The sequence below is a fragment of the Chitinophaga ginsengisegetis genome (assembly GCF_900168065.1).
GTDB lineage: Bacteria > Bacteroidota > Bacteroidia > Chitinophagales > Chitinophagaceae > Chitinophaga > Chitinophaga ginsengisegetis.
Genome location: NZ_FUZZ01000008.1, coordinates 15,681 through 32,306 on the forward strand (window position 1 = coordinate 15,681; position 16,626 = coordinate 32,306).

13 protein-coding genes are annotated in these 16,626 nt (G+C 44.7%); 5 read left to right on the forward strand and 8 right to left on the reverse strand.

All coding sequences use genetic code 11. The annotated features are described in order from the left end of the window. Positions 1-53 precede the first annotated feature (53 nt). The 4 genes from bla to B5Z18_RS32000 all read left to right on the forward strand — a co-directional run bounded on the left by bla (position 54) and on the right by B5Z18_RS32000 (position 4,466). A complete protein-coding gene (gene bla / locus B5Z18_RS31985) occupies positions 54-812 on the forward strand; it encodes a subclass B1 metallo-beta-lactamase (protein ID WP_079473658.1) in 759 nt (252 codons plus the stop codon). A 200-nt stretch (positions 813-1,012) separates the two neighbouring features. Then, entirely contained in the window at positions 1,013-1,345 is a 333-nt protein-coding gene (locus B5Z18_RS31990) for a PadR family transcriptional regulator (RefSeq protein ID WP_079473659.1), read from the forward strand. A gap of 1 nt (position 1,346) precedes the next feature. After that, entirely contained in the window at positions 1,347-3,995 is a 2,649-nt protein-coding gene (locus B5Z18_RS31995) for an ABC transporter permease (protein ID WP_235016104.1), read from the forward strand. A gap of 108 nt (positions 3,996-4,103) precedes the next feature. Further along, positions 4,104-4,466 carry a hypothetical protein gene (locus B5Z18_RS32000; RefSeq protein ID WP_079473660.1) on the forward strand — a complete coding sequence of 121 codons (363 nt, stop codon included), beginning with the start codon at positions 4,104-4,106 and terminating at the stop codon, positions 4,464-4,466. Here the strand turns inward: B5Z18_RS32000 and B5Z18_RS32005 are convergent. Continuing rightward, positions 4,453-5,448 carry an SDR family NAD(P)-dependent oxidoreductase gene (locus B5Z18_RS32005; RefSeq protein WP_079473661.1) on the reverse strand — a complete coding sequence of 332 codons (996 nt, stop codon included), beginning with the start codon at positions 5,446-5,448 and terminating at the stop codon, positions 4,453-4,455. The two genes, B5Z18_RS32000 and B5Z18_RS32005, sit on opposite strands and share 14 nt — an antisense overlap. 151 nt (positions 5,449-5,599) lie before the next feature. On the opposite strand from B5Z18_RS32005, the gene B5Z18_RS32010 reads away from it, so the two are divergent. Beyond that, positions 5,600-5,956: a winged helix-turn-helix transcriptional regulator gene (locus B5Z18_RS32010; RefSeq protein ID WP_079473662.1), complete on the forward strand. Its 357-nt coding sequence runs from the start codon at positions 5,600-5,602 to the stop codon at positions 5,954-5,956. An 87-nt stretch (positions 5,957-6,043) separates the two neighbouring features. On the opposite strand, the gene B5Z18_RS32015 is transcribed toward B5Z18_RS32010, so the two are convergent. From B5Z18_RS32015 to B5Z18_RS32045, 7 genes are all read right to left on the reverse strand, one after another. Continuing rightward, positions 6,044-7,177, reverse strand: coding sequence for a DUF4932 domain-containing protein (locus B5Z18_RS32015; RefSeq protein WP_159454507.1), 1,134 nt, complete (start codon positions 7,175-7,177; stop codon positions 6,044-6,046). 388 nt (positions 7,178-7,565) lie between these two features. Then, complete coding sequence (locus B5Z18_RS32020; RefSeq protein ID WP_079473664.1) at positions 7,566-8,648, reverse strand: serine hydrolase domain-containing protein; 1,083 nt, start codon at positions 8,646-8,648, stop codon at positions 7,566-7,568. A 468-nt stretch (positions 8,649-9,116) separates the two neighbouring features. Then, positions 9,117-10,598, reverse strand: coding sequence for a S41 family peptidase (locus B5Z18_RS32025; RefSeq protein ID WP_079473665.1), 1,482 nt, complete (start codon positions 10,596-10,598; stop codon positions 9,117-9,119). Positions 10,599-10,674: 76 nt separating this feature from the next. Beyond that, on the reverse strand, positions 10,675-11,994 hold the full coding sequence (locus tag B5Z18_RS32030; RefSeq protein ID WP_079473666.1) for a MutS-related protein: 1,320 nt from the start codon (positions 11,992-11,994) through the stop codon (positions 10,675-10,677). After that, positions 11,991-13,304, reverse strand: coding sequence for a MutS-related protein (locus tag B5Z18_RS32035; protein WP_079473667.1), 1,314 nt, complete (start codon positions 13,302-13,304; stop codon positions 11,991-11,993). Before B5Z18_RS32035 ends, B5Z18_RS32030 begins: the two co-directional genes overlap by 4 nt. 34 nt (positions 13,305-13,338) lie before the next feature. Continuing rightward, a complete protein-coding gene (locus B5Z18_RS32040; RefSeq protein ID WP_079473668.1) occupies positions 13,339-15,669 on the reverse strand; it encodes an ABC transporter permease subunit in 2,331 nt (776 codons plus the stop codon). Beyond that, positions 15,669-16,604, reverse strand: coding sequence for an ABC transporter ATP-binding protein (locus tag B5Z18_RS32045; protein ID WP_079473669.1), 936 nt, complete (start codon positions 16,602-16,604; stop codon positions 15,669-15,671). The genes B5Z18_RS32040 and B5Z18_RS32045 overlap by 1 nt, the downstream gene beginning before the upstream one ends. Between the last annotated feature and the right edge of the window lie 22 nt (positions 16,605-16,626).

Sequence of the window (16,626 nt, forward strand, 5' to 3'; positions counted from 1 at the left end):
TTCACTTTTTATTCTGCGTTAGCAGAAACTATATATAAAAACTGCAAAAACAAATGAAAGTCGCCATAAAAACACTATTAATAATTGTATTTTCCGTAACAACCCTGCATTGCTACGCTCAAAAAAATAATCCGTTTAAGCCCAAAGTTGTTTATAAATCTGATGATTTGATTGTAACGCAAATTTCAAAAAACTCGTTCGAACACACTTCATTTTTACAAACGGACGATTTTGGAAACGTTCCTTGTAACGGTCTGATTGTGAGTAATAGTAATGAGGCAATTGTTTTTGACACGCCAACCAACGACAAAAGTTCTGAAGAGCTGATCAAGTGGATAAAAGAGACCCTTCATTGCAAAATAAATGCGATTATTCCTACTCATTTTCACGACGATTGCTTAGGTGGGCTAAAAGCATTTGATAACAACAACATTCCTTCCTATGCGTATTTCAAAACAATAGCACTCGCCAAAGAAAATAATTTTCCTGTCCCCAAAAACAGTTTCAGAGATTCCCTGATTCTTAAGGTGGGCAATAAAAATATCATTGCAAAATTTTTCGGGGAAGGTCATACAAAAGATAATGTTGTAGGTTATTTCCCCAGCGAAAATATAATGTTTGGAGGGTGCTTAATAAAAGAACCCGATGCCAGTAAAGGATATTTGGGAGATGCCAATGTTGCAGCCTGGTCAAATACCGTTGAAAAAGTTAAACAGGAATATCCCAATGTAAAAATTGTTATTCCTGGTCATGGAGAATATGGAAACAAAAAATTACTTGATTATACCATTAACCTGTTTAAGACTAAATAATAGCATGAGTGCGGGTCATGCAATATCCGCATAACATCTTCAGGTAACCGAGTTGCACAATTCTCACCAGGGCGACCATGATGCCTGATCTTCCCTCTCCCGTCAATTAAGGAGACTTATAAATCGCTCCAATTAATTATTCACCTTTTGTATGTATAATACAAATGTTTTTACATACATTTACGTAATTAATATCGGAAATGAAAGGTACAAACCTCGGAGAATTCGAAGAACTGGTGCTACTCACCGTTGCAGCGTTGATAAACGAGGCATATAGCGTAGCGATATGTGATGAGCTCTCGGATCATACCGGCCGTTCGGTGAAACTTGGCGTAGTGCATGCGGTACTCAACCGTCTTGAAGAAAAGGGGCTTGTGAAAAGTGAGCTGGGTGAAGCAACGAAGGCCCGTGGCGGCAAACGCAAAAGGTTCTATCAGCTTACCATGCAGGGAAAGGCAGCATTGGTCAATGCCAAATCGATGCGCGATGAGCTGTGGGCAAGGATCCCGGCGCTTGTCTGGAAAAAAATGTAGCATGAAAGAACAACGGGAACACCATCCGCCCTCCTGGGCGCAGCGATTTGTAGAATGGTATTGTAAGCCCGGGCTTGTAGAGGACCTTACGGGGGATCTCCACGAATGCTTTGAGCGGAATGTACAATCCATGGGGCCACGCCGTGCAAAGCTGATCTACATCATTGATGCCTTCAAGTTCTTCAGAAGTTATACGGTACGAAGCTCGCTATTTGTCAACCTTTTTACAAACCGGATCATGATCGGAAGCTACGTTAAAACATCAGGGCGCAACATCATGCGCAACAAGCTGTTCTCATTCATTAATATTCTTGGTCTTGCCATCAGTATGTCTGTTGGATTACTGCTGATTGCGTTTGTACTCGACCTGCGTTCGTATGACAGGTTCCACAAAAATGGCGAAAGAATTTATCGCATCACCAATGTATTGACCTCCAAAAGCGAAGATGGCGGCAAGTTTGCATCCACATCCATAAAAACGGGCAGGCTCATCCGCGAGAAAGTAACCGGCATTGAAGAAGTGGCGATTATGCGCAACGACTTTTCGGGTGATGCAAAGGTGGGCGACAATATTCTCCCCATCAAGGGCTTCTGGGCCGAGCCATCGTTTTTCAGGATCTTTACATTTCCGATGGTGGAAGGCAATGCAGCAACCGCGCTGAAAGATCCTTATTCTGTTGTGCTCACGGAAACGGCAGCCAGGAAGCTGTTCGGCAACCAGGCTGCGGTTGGCAAGACAGTCAAAATAGATACCCTCGCTTACCAGGTAACCGGTATCATGAAGGACGTTCCCTTCTTTTCGCACATCAGTTTCGAAGCGCTGGTGTCGTTGTCCACGGCTGAACAAATTAATAAAGGCGATAACCATTTTGCCGCATGGACAAACATGTGGTCCAACTCCGTGTACATCCTGCCTTCGGAAAATGCCGACATGGCTGCAATCCGTTCGCAGCTCAATGCGCTGGCAAGAGAGGAAAACCTCGCTGAAGAAAATACGAAGATCCAACTCGAGCTGCTTCCTTTATATAATATTGTGGTTGGGGAAAGCCTGCGTCAATCCGAGGGCGGCCCGGGCTTCACTGGCCCTCACGTGCCCCGTGTTGTGCTTTGGATACTCGGCGGGCTGGCATTTGTTGTGATATTGTCCGCGTGTTTCAATTATACCAATCTTTCGATAGCACGCGCTATGCGCCGTATTAAGGAAATAGGCCTCCGCAAAGCTATCGGCGCAGGAAAGAGCCAGGTACGGCTACAGTTCCTGGCCGAGGCAGTCATGATTTCCCTGGCAGCCCTTCTTCTCTCCTTTCTCCTGTTCCTCGTATTGCGGCCAGTGCTGATCAACATGGCGCCGGAGATGCAGCGCACGGTGAAGCTTAATCTCACGCCAGCGATGGTTGCAGCCTTTATCGTTTTTTCCGTCGCCGTAGGTATTATTGCCGGTTTCCTGCCTGCTATATTCTTTTCAAAAGTGAGCCCCATGAGTGCGTTCGGCAATGTTTCATCGGTAAAAATGTTCAAACACCTGACCCTCAGGCGCTCCCTGGTGGTGATTCAATACACGGTTACGCTGATCTTTATTACAACTACTGCCGTTGGCTATGTGCAGTATAAGAACATACTTGCATTCGACCTGGGATTCAAAACAGCAAACATTCTGAACATTAACATGCAGGATAATAAACCCGACGTTTTGATGAAGGAACTCAGTGAGATGCCGGAAGTAACTGCATTGTCGCGGTCCCTGATCACCACCGGCGTGGGAAACGCCTGGGGCGGCAATATGAAGTATAAAGATTCGCGGGATTCTGTCCTGGTCATGACCAATCACATTGACGAAAACTATTTGCCGCTGCATGACTATAAGCTCCTTGCCGGCGGAAATTTTGTAGCCCGGCCCGTCACTGCCCAGGCTGTGGGCGAAGTGATCGTTAACCAACAGGTTTTAAAGCGATTCAACATAGGCGGCAACAACCCGGAGAAAGCAATCGGGGAACAGATTACATTGAATGGGCGCAAAATGACCATTGTTGGCGTGATGCAGGACTTTCACTATGGTAAGGTGGAGAACCTCATCGGGCCGGTAGCATTCACGTTCTGGACACCCGAAGACAGGGCCATCATCAGCGCCAGAATACAGAGTTCCGACATGCCGGCCACGGTAGCCCGCATCGAGTCCATTTGGAAGAAGATCGATCGTGTTCATCCGTTTATGGCTGAATTCTATGACAAAGCCATAGAAGATGCATACAGCGAATTTTCCACTATGATCAAGATCATTGGCTTCCTCTCCTTTCTGGCTATTTCCATCGCTTCAATGGGATTGTTTGGAATGGTGGTATTCACCACCGAAACAAGACTAAAGGAGATCGGCATCCGGAAGGTAATGGGCGCCAGCGACGGCAATCTTATATACTTACTGAGCCGCGGTTTTCTATTGCTGCTGTCGGTATCGGCGCTCATTGCCTTACCGGTAACATACTTCTTCTTTAAAATCGTTGTACTCCGCAATTTCCCCTATCATACCCCCGTGCAAATCCCCGAACTGTTCGTTGGCTTACTGACGGTGTTGCTGATCGCGTTCATTATGATCGGGTCACAGACTTTGAAGGCAGCGAGAAGCAATCCGGTAGCGGTTTTGAAAAGTGAATAGGATCACTCTTCGTCAACTCCGGGTAATTTTTCCTGATTCACTTTGAAATACAAAGTACTTTCATTTACTTTACATTTCAAAGTTTTTCTTCATCCTAAAAACAAGGTCATGAAAACTTCAAGAAAAAAATTTGTTCTCCTCTTCCTTCTTGCCGGGTTTGCTTTTCTTTTTCTTTATAACGTAATTTTTCTCTCCGACGTGGGTCTCCTTCCCGCAAGCGGGGCATCTTTCCTCAGCACGGAATCACCAACAGGATGGAAGAGCATTGTAGCCACGATTCTATATCCTGTCAAAATTGTTTTGGCCGGTCCTATGCTTCCTCTTATCAATTTGCCGGATCCGCCGCCGCCATTTTTGGTTATCGGGTTTGCGATTTACTGGACGATACTGGCCCTGGTAATTCATTATTTTATTGGTAAGATTAGACGCGGCTATCAGGTAAATAAAAGCGAGAAATTTAATCAACGTTAAATGTAACGCGTGTTAACTCTTCGGTTAATTTCCACAATTGTTTTGCACTGGCTTCATCTAAAGAATACGGTTTTACCCCATTGGGTGTTGACGAATTTATGGCTAATTCAGCTATGTCACCATCCTCGAGGTACACACCGCCTATTTCGTTTAGTAACGGGCTTGTAGCGGCCCATATGGTTGTAGCCGCGCCTTGCGGAATGGTTTTTAGCGACGCAATAACCTCTGGTACAGGATTTCCCTTATCGTTGTAAAAACCAAATTGCTGCAATATTTCCAATGGCGCTTCCCTGGCTAGTTCAGTTCCCCAGATATTGCCGGGATGCAATGAATATGCTCTTACTCCATATGGTTTGGCACGGTTGTCCAATTCAAGTGAAAAGAGATTGACGGCGGTTTTTGATTGTCCATAGGCTTGCAATGTTTCATAGTCACGATGTTCAAAATTCGGATCATCAAAATTGAAAGGTGCAAAATGGTGCCCCAAAGAAGAAACATTGATCACTCTTGCGCTTTTCGCTTTCTTTAGCGCTTCCCATAACCTTACAGTAAGCTGAAATACCGCAAGATAATTGGTTGCGAGTTGCGATTCATTCCCGTTTGCATCACGGCGCAATGGCACGAACATAATTCCTGCATTGTTAATGAGCAAATGTAATGGCCTGCCCGAAGCCAAAAACTTTCCGGCAAAACTGTCAATAGAATTGGTATCTATCAGATCCATTTTCTCAATTTCAACATTGGCAAGCCCTTGCAGGTTCTTCTTTGCTTTTTCAACATCTCTTGCAGGTACAATAACTGTTGCCCCTGCTTCAGAAAGGGTTTTGACGGTTTCCAAACCAATTCCTGTGTTACCCCCTGTAACGATAGCGATTTTTCCCTTAAGGTCGATTCCTTTAATTACATCACTGGTAGTTGATGTTGCGTTAAACGTTGAACCAATCGGCTTCTGCAACGCTCCTCCAAAGTTATTCTGTGCCATTTTTGATTATTATTTGATTAGGGTAAAGGCTGAGTATATCTACTCATTTTCTTTATTGATTGAATCCTGGCTGTAAAGTTATATCAATAGAATATATTTTAGTAACTTTGTATCAGAAAGTAACTGTAACCTTGAAGTAACAAAGTAACTTATGGAGTGCAAACCCGAATCTCAAATAGATCGCAAAAAAGAAATGATGGCTATCCATGATGCAATGGACGTGCTGAGCGGTAAATGGAAAATCTATATCATCTCTTCTATTTGCCATTACAACAAAAGAAGATTTTCTGACATTTTGAATGATGTAGTTGGTATATCGAACAAAATGTTGAGCAAAGAATTAAAGGAACTGGAAATAAATCAATTGGTTGAGCGTACCGTTTTAGACACACATCCTGTAACTGTTCAGTATGAACTTACGAAACACGGCAAAACGTTACAGACCATCATTAACAACCTGACAGACTGGGGAAAAGAACACCGGAAGAAAATTATTGCAAAAAAATAAGGTGTCCGTTTATTAATTAAATAAAAAAGCCTCCAAAGTCAATGGCTTTGGAGGCTTTTTTGGTGATCTCTTTATGCACTTCTTCTTTTATTGTTTCATGCACCAGTTCAATAATGCGGGATACAATTCATCTATTTTTTTACGGGGTTGTGCTTTACGCAGCTTTATCAGGCAGTCTGTAAATTCCTTCATTTTTATAAATCCCCGCTGTTTGCTCATCACCTCATTCACATCTGTATAAATTTCTTTCAAGGTGGCAGGATCATTCTTATACACTTCTTCACAATACAAGATAAAAACTCCGAAAGTCATATACTCATTGAATACTTTTACCGGAGTTGGATAATACGCAGTGCCTTCCATAGTAGTATCCACCCACTTACTCCTGTTTTTCAGCGCTTCATTGATCTTTTTTTCGGATTGATCACCTGGCTTCCGCACATAATTGTGGTCTATTTCTGTGAACATGCCCCTGGTGTTAAATGCCTCGGTATATTTTGCAGACCATGCATCATTGTGATCGATAGGTGGCAACACCATCTGTATCATCTCAAAGTCGTTTTTCTTAAACGACAGTGTATAGTTAAGCCCATTTATCAGTGGCGAGCAAAGGATCTGGTAACTATTGATGTGGGTATTAAAATTAGCTTCCAGCCATTTCCATTGTTTATCGAGGTTGGCGTTTTTCTCATAATCGGACACGATGCCCTGGTAATAAGCCGCATGCGCTGCGTAGAATTCACGGAAACCTGATTTTTTCGCAAAGTCTTCAATGCTTGTTTTATACGTAGTGATGGGATTTACCGTGATTTTGGTACCGGCTACTTCATCGGCAGGCAACAGAAAAACATTATTGGGCAGCAGCTGATCCTTCTCAAAATCATATGCAATGGCATTCCCGGTTAAAAAAATATAATGCAAAGGGCTTTTCTGAAGCAGGGAATCGAAAGTGGCAATAACCGGTTCCTTTCCATACGGTGCAAATTGTTTCAATACATCCTGGTAATAGGGCCCTTTTAACTGTACCATGTCCTCATTCCCGAGGCCTGTTGGGGTAATGGCTATCATAATGTGAATCAGTTCCTTTACCTCGTTGATTTCAATCCTGGATTTTTTATCATTTTCCTTTTTAAAAGCGGCGGAAAAATTCACGTCTCCGTCCTGTGCAAATAAACAGGCAGGGATAACCGCCAGCAGGGCAGCTAAAATTGTTCTTTTCATATGAGTTGTGTCTGTTCGATTTTCTACTACATAATGGCAGCAGGCATCCCGGATGGCCATGTGGGCCAATACAGCATGCCTTACAGGTAAACGGGATACCGGCAAATTGCCGGATTTAAGCTACAGCACCAGGTCAACAAAACACGGTCCCGCAGCCGGCAACAAAATACAAACAAATCCGGGAATTTCATCAAATTCAAAGCCGGCATTATGAGCCCTGGCCTACAATCCTGGAAAGAAAATAGCATGATAGTTCTAAAATCGGGCGTAAACATATCAAGTGACCTAATCATTGTCATTTGGGTTACCTGACACGACGCCCAGGTTGTGTAACAGGATAAACAGAAAGATAAATATTTTGGTGCCCTTGTAGTATAATGCTCAATAATTATTTAAAAGACTTCAGCGTTCCTAGTATCGCTGTTGTTAATCGATATAGGTCAGCGCCTGCCTGGTCGTCTTTTTCGTTAGTGAGCAGGATAATGGCTGCCTGCTCATTTGGATATAGCGAACAAAAACTCCGGAATCCGTTAGTACCTCCATCTATCCTGATATAATAATCCCAATTCCTTGTCCTGCCAATTGCCCATTGAAAGCCAACGGCGTCTTGCTCCACGTTACCATAAATAATCCGGTGGGTCAGTTTTACCGCCGCATCTTTTTCAGCGAGTTGGTAATCAGCATATTTCAGCATATCGTCTATACAGGAATGAAGCCCTCCGGCAGCTGGAAAAGAGGTTGGTACCGGCTGTGCTTTTTCGCCGCTGGCAGTATAACCATTAAGTACCTGTGCGCTTTTTACAGGGGTGCGATTTACAAATGTATTTGTCATACGCAGCGGACCGGTTATATGGCGTTTGATCAAAGTTTCATAGTCCGACTGATAAATATGCTCCAGTGCATATCCCAATAACTGGTACCCAACGTTGGAATAAGCATATTTTAACGTCTTCAAACTATCCAGTTTGATTTGCTGCAGGTGATCCAGAAAATAGGCTTCAGTCATTGGAGCGGATATATCACCGCCTGCAAAACTATTTGGAAACATGGCGGTATGACTAAGCAAATACCCCACGCGTACGGGTTCCCCGGAGGGATAATGAAGTGCGGGGAAATTTCCCGGCAGATACTTCCGGATGTCCGCATCCAGTTTCATTTTGCCTTCGCCTATTGCCTGCGCAACCAGCAGACCTGTGAATGTTTTAGTAATAGATCCTATCTCATATATTGAGCTGGACTGTGTTAGCTTATCTGATTCCGGAGCCGTTTGCCCGTAGTTATAGCGATAATGATGCTGATTATATATAACCCCGATGGAAATACCCACCCGCCCTGTTTTACTTAAATATAATTTTGCCGAACGATCCACGGCAGAATCCAGCTGGGTTTTCAAGGGATTGTCGTTCAACAACTGGGCTGAACAGTTGGCGTATACCGCAAAAAGGACGATGCCGATGCCGATTTTTTTCATGTAAGAAAGTTCTTTTCAAACCAGTAAGCCATACTTCTGCAAACAATGTTCTTTTATGAAGATACAAGAATATCTTAGAAACAGGAAGCCGCTTACCCTCCGGGGGTTGAGCGGCTTCCTGTTTCTAAGATATCAAGATAACTCTAACAGAGCATTAAGTGCAACCGAAATTCAACAGTTATTTACTGCGTCAAATTAACGGTAAACACTTTAATATTTTGAAACGGTTGCAGATCAGGTGATTTGCAACCGTTTTTCATTTCTGCGGTAGCGCTGCGTATTTTTTTCTGCCCCTCTCCCATATGTTAAAACGATAAATGTTTTCCCATCATATAGGCATTGTCCTTTGTGCCAAACCAGAATTTTCAACCGGATTTATCCAAATCTGCGTTTGATTTAGCTAAACCATAAAAAATAAAATCATCCTGAATTGAGTCAGGTTCAACTGGCTGCTAAATATTCCGCTAACTATTGCTTACCGGCCCGGATTATATCCAATGTATATTGGATCTCCGGATCTTTGCCCGCGCGGATATATTGCTGAAACCCTTCAAAAGTCAGCTCCTTGTCGGGCTGACAGCCACGTCCGTTATCCTGCTTAGCCTTCATAAAATACACTTCGCTCATGGGAATGGTTAACTTGCTTTTCGTTTTAGGGAGCATATAGGTATTGAACCATGCCGCTGTAGTGGATGCTTCCCCGCTACCGGTTTCGGTACCTACCAGCACACCACGCTTGTTATTCTTAACCAGTGCAGCAAAGTAGGTGGCCGCGCTTACCGTGCCACCGCTGATCAGCACATACACGTTACCTTTAAAGTTATTCTTATCGGGCGGATAGTTGGAAATGGAACCTTCTGTCAGGCGCGCATTGCCATAGTAAAACCCTGCAGCGCTGTCGTAATCGAACCGTTGTTTCAGGAAGTTTTCAGTCTGCTTTACTTCCTCCTCCCCCATTTTGGTTCCGTAACCATTCAACAGGTTTTCGGGATCATGCATCTGTATGTTCTTTGTCCGGTAATTGAAAACATTGTCGAACGGACGTAATGCCACAAAGGAATACAGCAGAGCAGACATATTCGGGTTGCCGCCGCCGTTCGACCGGATATCTATGATAACGTTGCTGATATTGCGCTTCTTTACTTCCGCAAAAAAATCGCTCAGCTCCTTGTACATAGCATTTTCCTGTAGCATAAATGTAAGAACGGTCAGGATAGCGGTAGATTCTTTATCCTGGTATTCCTTCGTTATGTAGGCGCGCCTCAGGAAAGAATTAAAGGGCAGCTCTCCCAGGCTCCGGTTATGGTAACCTGTTTTGGCGTCTACTGCTTTCAGCTGTACCGTAGTGGAATTTTTAGCTCCATACTCTTTATATACTACTTCATAGCTGGTGGCTTCCGGAAAAACGAGGCTGATGAACAAACTAAGGTTTGTTGCGGTGCGATCGGCGCCCGTTTTGATAAAACCATCGCTATAGGTGGCGTAGCCAATTTCACTGAGCAGCTTTGCGGCAGGCATTTTATTAATACTCAGTATCTCTGCACCGAAGGGAATGGTTTCTCCTTTGGCATTAACAATGATCCTGTCTTTAAAAGTAGTGATGGCCAGCGGAAAGTGATTAATACCATAAAATACGTCCACCACACGTTCCTCATCATAATCCAGTTTCAGGTGCACATCATTGAATAACTGTACGGGAGAATACCGTAAAGCGCTTAACAACGACGGATCTTTATCCAGCCGGTTCATCAGGGAATCCATTTTATTGTTAAACGTAGCGGTGTCTGTGAACTTATATGGATTCGGATGTTGTTTCTTCAACAGCTCAACGGCGTATTTAAAATCATCTTTCAAATCCTGCCTGGTAAATCCGGTAAAAGGTTGTACCTGGGCCAGGGCAGATGTTGAGAGCAGGGACATAAGGATCCCTGATGCAAAAATTTGCTTCATGCTGTTTATAATTTTAATAAATAGTCATCAATACGGCATACTGCCGCGATATGATCGGGTGAGCGTTTCGCCCAGGTTACATTTTATTGATCAACTCAATGATTCCCTCGTTTTCTATGATCATCATACCCTGCCGGTCTTCCGTAATACCTTCCTGTAACGTGTAGGTGTACCTGGGTACATTTCCTTCCAGTACAGTAGGCATAAACCGATACTGCACGTTGGGCAGGTCTGTCAGCGCTTCTCCCACTTCGATAATATGGGTGGATACGATAAACAGGCAATTGTTGTATTCGGAGAAACCTTCCGTCACGGCCAGGGTACCGTCAAAAGCATCTTTCACATTGGTGCCCTTAAACAATTCATCGAACATCAGCAGCAGGTGTTCGCCGGTAGCTGCTGCCAGCGCAGCATCCTTCACCCTTACTACTTCCGCATAGAAATGGCTGTATCCCATGGCGATGTTGTCCGCCACATTGATGCTGGAGAAGATGCCTTCGCGTACCGAAAACACCATTTCGGAAGCGGCCACCGGGAAGCCGATATGCGCCATGTACATGCCGATACCAATAGATTTCATCCAGGTAGACTTACCTGCCATATTGGCGCCTGTGAGGAACAGGACATTACTACCCTCCATCATTTGTATGTCGTTGCCCACTGCTTTTGAAATACAGGGGTGCCGGAGACTTCGGGCATGGAACAGGTTTTCTTCTTTCGCCACGGCTGTTGCGTAACAAAAATGCCGTTCGCGGGATACATTGCTGACTGCGATGTACACATCTGTTTCCGCAATGAACTGCAGTATGTCCTTCATGGCTTCGTTGTGCCTGTTGCGCAGCAGGAAATCATACTCGGATACCGTTCGGGTGGACATTGACTTGTAGATGTCGCTGTCCAGAATTTTGCGGATATCTTTATGGTCCATGATGGCCAACAAGGATTCTACACGGTCCTGCAAAGGATTCTTTTCGCGCTTCAGCAACTCCAGCAGTCCAAAACATTTCTTCAGTGTAACGATCGTTGCCTGCAACTGCAGCAGCGTGTTTTTGAAGCGGCCGTCTTTCGTGAGGCTGGCCAGTAGCTTTTGTAGTTGCAGATCTACCGTCACGGCCCACTGCGATTTTCCTGCCGTATTATCAATATATTCCCGCATCAGGGAAACCTGGTCTGCCTCAAAAGGAAATGTGACACCCTTATCTTCGAAAAACTCAAAAATCGATACCCGACGGTTGATTGCAGCGGGATCATTTAGCGGATGGGAAAACATCTCATCCATCAGTTTCTCCCCGATCCGGGTTTTTACTTTATTGAATAAAAAATATACGGAGCCCTGGCGGAATTTCCCCATGAGATTCAGTTCTCCTACCGATTGGCGATCTATTTTAAAACTCATAATTGCTTATTTAACCGTTTACCGCCTTTGTTTCCCTGTTTAAGAATGTCCAGTATCCCTTCGTTATTAATAATGATCATGCCATGCTTATCATTGGTAACGCCTTCTTCCAGGGTATACGTGTATTCAGGTACCGCACCTTTCATCACGGTGGGAAGAAAATAAAATGCGGCGCTTTCTTTTTTCCGCAACTCGTCTGCCGCTTCGATGATATGGGAGGAGATGATGAATTTACTGTCTTTCCGGTTGGTAAACGCATTACAAACAGCCAGTGTTCCTTCCAGCGCATCCTTCACATTTGTACCCCGGAACAATTCGTCGAACAATACAAACAGTGATTTTCCTTCACTGAGTTCCTGCCCTATTTTCTTTACCCGCAATACTTCTGCATAGAAATGGCTGGCCCCGATGCCCAGGTTATCGGGCAGGTTGATCGTTGTATATACGCCGTCCATTACAGAAAACTCCATAGCCGCCGCGGCTACCGGAAAGCCCATGTGCGCGATATAAACGGCGGTGCTGAATGAACGCAGGAAGGTAGACTTCCCGGCCATGTTGGCGCCTGTAAGAAAAACCAGGTTACGGGAAGGCCCCATATGGAGACTGTTGGCCACCGCGTTTTTTAAAAGCGGATGGTATACACCATCCACTTTTAAAATACTGGTCCCTTTCGGGTGTACCACCGGGAATACCATGTTATGTTTCCGGGTAACCTGCGCCACGGAAACATATACATCGATATGATAAATAAAATGCAGTAGTTGCAGCACTTTCTGTTTCTCCTTATTACGGATCAACACATCAAAAGCCGTAACAGCGGCGAATGAAATCCGGGCATTTGGTTTTTCGTTAAACACCGGAATAAAAGCCGGGTCATTCAACACCCCGATAGCCGCCAGCCGTTCTTCCTGCAGCTCTTTCACGCCTGCCATTTCCGCCGACTCCAGGTACTGTCTGAGTGTATGGAAAAGATCGATGATTGAAATAATCCCGTTCTGTACTTCCTTCTCGCTGAGCGTGATTTTTGTTCCGCCATCCGGGTTATCATCAAAAGAGATATATTTCTCTGCCTGGTCCAGCATGGCGCCATCGAAAGGAAAGGTGGCCTTCATTTTCACAAAAGCAGCGATGGTATTGATCCGTTTGATGATGGCTTCCCGGTTGTTCAGTGGTTTCCTGAACATGGTTTCCATAATGGTTTGCCCTCCACGGGTAAATGAATGATTATAAATATCGAAAATACCGGGTGTGTCTGCCTTCGAAAACAAGCGCAGATCATCCATCGTCTGCAAATCTGTCTGCAAATACATAATTATACTTTTTATGAAACAATGAAAGTGCCTGCTATTTGCGTTTTCTTCTTATCAGTATCACTATACCGGCAGCCAGAATAAGGGCAGGTATAACATATTGAAGCACCATCTTCAATGTTTTGGCCGGGGCCTTTTTGATCGTCAGCCATATATCTGTAGGCACCGGGAAATTGTGATAAACCGGGAACCTGTTATCCACTGTGTAGCTGTAGAACGCATTGCCATAATCCTTTCCGTCTCCTTTAGCAACAGACATCATGTCTGCATCGCTGGAAATAATGATCTTCTGCAGTTTGTTGCCGATTTTGCGGGTAAGCTGCAGGCCCACCGGGTAGGGCGCTTCCCTTCTGTAGTCCCCTTCGGCGCTATTGAATATAGGCGCTGCGGAGTCCACAACCAATGTGCCTCTTTCTACCCAGGTATTTGCATTGTTAGCTATTGTGGTAATCTGTTCTACTTTAAAACCGGTGGTATCAGAATAGCTTAATAGGCTGGCGCCAATGATACTGGTAGAGCAGCTATTGCCGATACCGTTTTTGACGTAGAAAAACGGTTGCTCGTCCGCCATGTCCATGCCTTTCTTAGCAATCAATCCGGCAAACTTGTGCGGCATATCCTGCGGGTTCGGCTTTACAAGGGTGCCTTCGTCTGAATTTACCCCCACATGATTCAGAATCGGGTTCATGATAAACTGCTTGCCTGGTTCGGAATAGAACATGGCATTTCCTCCTCTGTCGATGTACTGTTTAACGCTATCGATAATAGCCTTATCCAATACTGATTTTGGATCGGATATTACCAGTACGTCTTCAGGCGTAAACTTACCGGCACCCACACCCACGGCCGGGATAGTATCGAAATTCAATCCCATATTAATCAGCGCGTTCCTGGACGATTTATTCATGGCGTGGTTCCCATATTCCCGTTCGCCGAACTTAAGGGGTGAACGCTCATAGTGCCCTGTCAAAAATTTAAACGTTGGCGTTGTATCATTCATTAAACGCAACAGGCTGCCGGAAACATGCCTTTCGTTCGGAAAAACCTCCGGGTCCGAGTAGGTTCTCAGGAACGTTTTTTTGCCTTTATACTCCACCTGCATCAATAAGCCTTTCGGTTCCGACTCCAGGTTGATGATACTCCTGATTTCTGCGGGTGTTTTATAGATAGAGAGGTCGGTTTTATTCATTTCCGCGTATTTCTCCGCTATTTCCGGCAGCGTTTTGCCCGGGTAGGTCAGATATATCGAGCTGTCGCCATCGTTCACATCGTAATAGTACACATACTCAAACTCCATATTATTATAGAAGCGACGATACCTGGCCCAGAAGTTCCACAGATAGGCATTGCGCGCGGTAGGTACACCATTGATCAGGTTATACCCAAACAGGTTTGTATACAGTGTTACTTTCAGCGGCGATCCGTCCAGCTGCTTCAATACCCCCTGGGTATTTTCATGCAGTGTATTTATTTTGCCTCTTGTCACATCCCAGTAGCCGATCAGCCCGTGTATCGAGGTAACAACGAGTACCACCACCGCTATCGCGAATGCCAGCAGGTATCTGCCCGCAGACACACGCCATGACTTCGACTCGGTAATGGATTTCGTTTTGATGATGGTGAAGATGATAAAAAGGGAAATAATACTGACGAAGTAAACAAGGTCCTTTGTGGTAATCAGGCCAGCCAGAAAGCTCTCTACCCTTCCCGAGCTGGAAAGAAACCAGGTGACATCCCGCACATAATCCGTTCCCTGGAACATCATGGATAAAGTGCCGAACAGCATCAGGACCACAAATGTGCCGATCCCGGCAACAATCGGGTACGAAGTTAAGCTGGAGATAAACATCCCTACTGCTACATACATGGCGGCCAGTAAAAAGAAGCCCAGCACCATCGACATAATATGCAGGAACTCTACATTCTTAATAGAAAAGGTCAATATGCTCACCTCCACCGCAAAAATCAGGATCATCAGGCATACAAAACCGTACACACCCAGGAACTTACCCAGGATGATCTGGCGTGTTTTTACGGGCGATGAATGAAGCAACTTAATGGTTCCTCCGGCATATTCACGGTTAATGACGCCCATGGTCAACAGCGGAATGTACAAAAAGAAGATCATCAGCACCGTATCGATCCCCTTGCCAATCACCATTCTGGTCAGCGGCGTATTGAGAAACCCCCTGAAAGCATCGCCCTGCAACTCCAGAAAGGCGTCCTGCTGCACTGCAGTATCCGACAGATTTCCAATAATAATACCTGCACTGGACATCAGGAATAAAATCAATACAAACCATGCGATCGGCGAAAAGAAAAAGTATCGCAATTCCGCCCGCGCTATATTAAAAACTACTTTCATTAGTGTAAGATTGAAGAAGAATTTGATGATAATTGTTTGAATACATCGTCCATACCGGAAGATTCTGTGTGAATAGCAGTAAGCCGCCAGTTTTTCTCTGCGCTCTTCTTCACAATTCTTTCCGCCAGATCGTCGTTTGGTTGGAACCAGATCCGGCATTTGTTATCCGGCAGCAACTCTACTTTCTGTACATCTTCTATCGCCATCAATTCTTCCGGTGCAGGCATATGGAGCATTCTGGCCACCATGGTATTGGGCTGGAGGATGTTATTGAAAGCATCGAGGGTATCAGAAAACACCACCTGCCCGGCTTCGATCATGATGATCTCTTTGGCTAACAGGTTAATTTCGGACAATACATGCGACGACAACAATACCGCACGGTCCTTTGCAATTTCTTTTATCAGTTTCCTGGCTTCAATGATCTGGTTGGGATCGAGACCATTGGTAGGTTCATCGAGAATTACCACTTTCGGTTTATTGATGATAGATTGCGCAATCCCCACCCGCTGGCGATAGCCGCCCGACAGGTTTTTTATGAGGCGCGACCTCATCTGCGTAATGGATGTTTTTTCCAGTACTTCCTCCACAGCGCCTTTAATCAGGCGCTTATCCATCAACCTTAGCTGCGCGGAATACTCCAGGTATTCCTGCACGGTAAAGTCCATATACAGGGGCGCCTGCTGCGGTAAAAAGCCGATCTGTTTTTTATATTCAATAGGATCGTCTTTGATGTTCAATCCATTGATAGAAACATTTCCTTCCGTTTGCAGCAGGGTGCCGCAAATGATATTCATGGTGGTAGACTTGCCGGCCCCGTTGGAGCCCAGCAATCCTATCACACCGGTATCATTGATCTCAAAATTTATTTCGCGTATGGCCCAGGAACTGGCATACTTATGCGACAGGTTCTCCACCTTTAATATAGGCTGCATATAGTGTTGCTTATGATTTAAA